3 protein-coding genes are annotated in these 4,173 nt (G+C 55.1%); 2 read left to right on the plus strand and 1 reads right to left on the minus strand.

The features are described 5' to 3' along the window. A partial coding sequence (locus BQ17_RS18755) for an AAA family ATPase (RefSeq protein ID WP_218068352.1) occupies positions 1–476 on the minus strand: 476 nt, incomplete at its 3' end. Between the two features lie 401 nt (positions 477–877). Here BQ17_RS18755 and BQ17_RS18760 point away from each other — a divergent pair. Together BQ17_RS18760 and BQ17_RS18765 are read left to right on the plus strand one after the other, a co-directional pair. Continuing rightward, complete coding sequence (locus BQ17_RS18760; protein ID WP_089729733.1) at positions 878–1,699, plus strand: SDR family NAD(P)-dependent oxidoreductase; 822 nt, start codon at positions 878–880, stop codon at positions 1,697–1,699. Between the two features lie 354 nt (positions 1,700–2,053). Next, complete coding sequence (locus BQ17_RS18765) at positions 2,054–3,532, plus strand: hypothetical protein (RefSeq protein WP_141699372.1); 1,479 nt, start codon at positions 2,054–2,056, stop codon at positions 3,530–3,532. The last annotated feature ends 641 nt before the right edge of the window (positions 3,533–4,173 follow it).

Here is a 4,173-nt window from a genome sequence, read left to right on the forward strand (position 1 = left end):
CGCAGCAGCGAGATCAGGGTATCTCCCACCAGGCTATCCACCTCGTCCAGTAACAGCACGATGGGTCGGTCGTTCTCCTCCGACCAGTGAGAGAGCAACCCCTGCAGGGCACCATGGGGACCGCATTCATGGAGCGTCTCATCGACCCATTCTCGCAGTCGCTGATCGCCTAGGTAACGGTGGGCATTTTGGGCGATCCCGCTGACAATCGTGCGCATCCCCGCTGCCACATCCCCGCGTGCCGCCTGGGCCGGCTCCAGGTTTACATAGAGGGCCGTGTAATCCTGTCCCGCATTGAGCTGCTCCATCAAGGCCAGCAGGCAGCTGGTCTTGCCGGTCTGACGCGGGGCGTGGAGGACGAAATAACGTTTCTCCCCGATCAAACGCCGGATTTCTTCCATATCCCAACGCGACAATGGAGGGACCCTGTAATGTTCGTCCGGTCTCGTAGGACCTGCGGTATTGAAGGTTTTCATAAATCTTCCTTGGTGCAATTTCTTCCCCCAAACGGTTGATTTTTCAGGAAGGCTACAGACTTGGCGTCACCCCTGCAAGTGCGGGCATGACTGCCGCCACCGGGATCCGACTGCCGGTGCCTTCCGTGCCAGAAGCTCCCGCATGGTGGTAAAAATCCGGGGACTTGGATGCTGCCGGCCCGCATCTCTCACCAGGGTGACCGGGAGACTCCGATTTTCAATTTGTTCAAAGGGACTTCCTGATCTATCTATTAGCCTAGTTAATTCTCGCATCGAAACATACTGTTGTTGCGACGCACAAATATTGCAGTAAGATAACAAAGGTCGAATATCGCCGTCGGAGCCTGAGCAGTTCCCCAGACGCAAGGTCGGAGAGGCGGCATCAGAAACCGGAGAGAACGATGATTATTGAAGGTAAAACAGCAGTCATTACGGGTGCCGCCAGCGGTATCGGCCTAGCCACCGCGGAGGAGCTGGCCAAGCGGGGGGCCAAAGCGGTTGCGATGGTCGATATGAGCGACAAGGTGGTCGACGTCACAGCAAAGATGAATAAGAAGCTTGGCAAGGAGGTAGGCAAATCCTTCCAAGGGGATGTTACGGACGAGACCTTCCGCAAGAAAGTCTACGATACCATGTGCGCCGAGCATGAGGTCGTAAACATCTGCGTACCTTCGGCCGGCATCTTCCGTGACCGGCTGTCGGTCATCATCGACAAAAAGACCGGCAAGGCCGACATCTATTCCGCCGAGTTGTTCCACAAGGTGCTGGAAGTCAATCTGGTACACCCCGTGTATTGGGCGCTGGAGCTGGTCGCCCGCATGGCCGAGCACCGGAAGCAGGAAGGCAAGAAGAAGTGGCATCCGGACGAGACCGTCCAGGGCACCATCGTCTTCATCGGCTCCGTCGCCTCCCAGGGTAACAAGGGGCAGATATCTTACTCGTCGACCAAGGCCGGTCTGGAGGGTGCCGCCCAAACCTTGATGAAAGAGTCCATGTTTCACGGCGTTCGCACCGCCGTAATCCATCCCGGTTTCGTCGATACCCCGATTCTGCAAGGCATGCCCGAAGGCTATCTGGAGAAGTACGTCCTGCCCGATGTCCAACTGGGCCGTTTGATCCGGCCAGAAGAGATTGCCGACGCGATCTGCTTCCTCGTCTCCAACTCCGCGGTCAGCGGCGAGCTCTGGGCCGACGCCGGATGGCACCCGCCGGCAGGGACTTGATACGCCGTTCAGGTTGCGAGGACCAAAGAAAAATCCCCGCCACGGGATGGTGCGGGCTGGTGCTCGCCAAAAGGCGGTTTCCGATCGCCTCCGTTTCCAAGCGCTTACGCGCACGAACATGACAGGGCATCCCTACCCTACCCCACAGGGCCACCTTGAAGTTTTCAAGGTGGCCCTGTGATCAATCAACGCGATTTGAAGAACATATCCGCTTGCTTGCCCTTGCGTCTGACATCAAAGTGGCGCCGGTAGCTGCCCAACCCCTGCTGTCGTGCCTTGAATACGAATCAATCCCCTAGGCAGCCGGATATATTCTTTCCCGCCAATCGCCTCAATCTTCAACGGTAAATGACCATGTACGGATCAATGCGAGATGTCTTGAAAGACCTACCCGACGTCGGCACCAGCTGGATGCGTTACATGATGGCGCTGACCCGTTCCTTCAACCGCGAGCAGACCGAGTTTCTCGACAGCTATCTGATCGCGGCCCAGATCGCGCTGCAGGCGGCCAAGGACAACCCCATGACCTTGCGTGATACCTTGGAGATCATGCAGCACAAATCGACCCTGGTGGGGAAAGGGATGTTAGCCACGCATGAGAAAATGGTGGATTTCACGTTCGACCAATTGAAGGAGGCCAACGAGGCCTTCTTCAACACCATCCTCAATAACGAGGGAGAGAATCTGGCGGGCTATCTGAAGCGCGAAGCGGAAGTCATGGAGGCGGTCGCCAACTTCCCGGAGCAGATCGAAAAAGTCAAAGACGACTTCGGATTCCACTTCAACACCTCGGCGTACCGCTTGATCCATGACACCGGCTCTTTCCTCATGTATCAGGTACTGCCGATCAAGGAAGGCGTGGAAGTGCGGGACGACCTGAAACCGGTGCTCCTGATACCGCCCTATATGCTCGGTGAGCATATCCTCTCGTTCCTTCCCTACGAAAACAAGAGCTATGCCCACAGCTTCGCCAACGAAGGCATCCCCACCTACGTGCGCGTGACCAAGGATATCGACCAGAACGATATCGTGCAGAACATGACGCCGGACGACGATTGTACCCAGACCCGGGAGCTGTGCGCCGTGCTCAAGGAGAAACACGGGAAAAAGGTCACCCTGAACGGTACCTGCCAGGGGGGCTACATCATCCTCATGAACACCCTTTCCGGTACCCTCACGGAGGTCAGCGATACGCTCATCACCAATGTGTCCCCCATCGACGGCACTTACAGCAACGCCATCAGCGGCATGCCCAACATGCCCCACGATTTCATCACCACCACCCTGCCCAATGGCCATAAAGTCGCCAACGGGTATATGCTGAGCTTAGGCATGCGGTTTGTCGCCATCGACCGCGAGACACCTTTGATCAAGGTGCTGGACCAGGCCTCGCTGCATAAGGCGACCGACCTCAATCCCGGCAAGACCGCGGCGGCTCTGTTCCGGTGGCTCCTCAAGGAGCGTGTACACCTGCCGCTGGAAATCGCCAAGATGAGTACCTGCACCTTCCATCAACCCATCTCCGAGGATGGCCTGTTACCGGTCAAGCTGTACGACAAGCCCCTAAAGGTGGGTGATCTGAAGGACCTGGACGTGAAGTGGTATCAGAACTATGCCATGAAAGACGACCTGGTGACCCCGAAGTGCGCGACGGCGGCCAATCGGTTCCTGGAAGGGACAGATGTCATCGAGTCCGTACCCTTTCCGGGCGGTCACGTGGCAATCCTCACCAGCCCCTACAACAAGCGGTCTCCGGTAAACGATTACTTCAAGGCAAAAGACGGCAAGGAATACCGTGGACCGGTCAAATTCCAGCTCGAAATCTCCAATTAAAGCCAACTCCACTGGCAATAATAAGAAAGGCGCCCAAAAGGCGCCTTTCTTGTTTCCCCGACCCGAGGAAAGCGGGTACCGGGTACTGTGGGGAAACTCGATATCAGTTGAGGCAAGCGTGGCCCCATGCCTGACCGACAGTCAGGTTGAATTTCTTGTTAGGTGCATAACCACCGCTGAAGGTATATTTGGACTATCAGGATTAACAGTAACTTCTTGAGACCTTGGATTTATAACCAGATCCATATCCTCCAAGGGTACGGATCCCAATAAAACCGAATTACCGAGCACCAAGGCACCGGTAAAACAATTTCTGTTTTCAAACCTGATTTGGAGTGGACCTACATAGGGAATAAGACATGATCTTCCATCTGCGGTTTTGACTGCTCTTTTTTTCCAACTCATCCAATTTCAGTTGGACAGCAACATGTTCCGGTATACAGAGAGTAACCGCTTCCGTATCAACAAGGGCCTTGACTGTTATCGGCTTAAGAGAGGAATCTCTTGGATTTTTCAGATCAATGTTTGTATAAATAAGTCCCATTCCAATTACCCTCTAGTGCGGCGTAGTAGAAATCCTAATGCCATTTGTTAATTGGACTTGTACCAGAACGAACCGCACCGAAGAACCACGGATAAAC

It is taken from the genome of Candidatus Thiosymbion oneisti (assembly GCF_900092655.1).
Lineage (GTDB): Bacteria > Pseudomonadota > Gammaproteobacteria > Chromatiales > Chromatiaceae > Thiosymbion > Thiosymbion oneisti.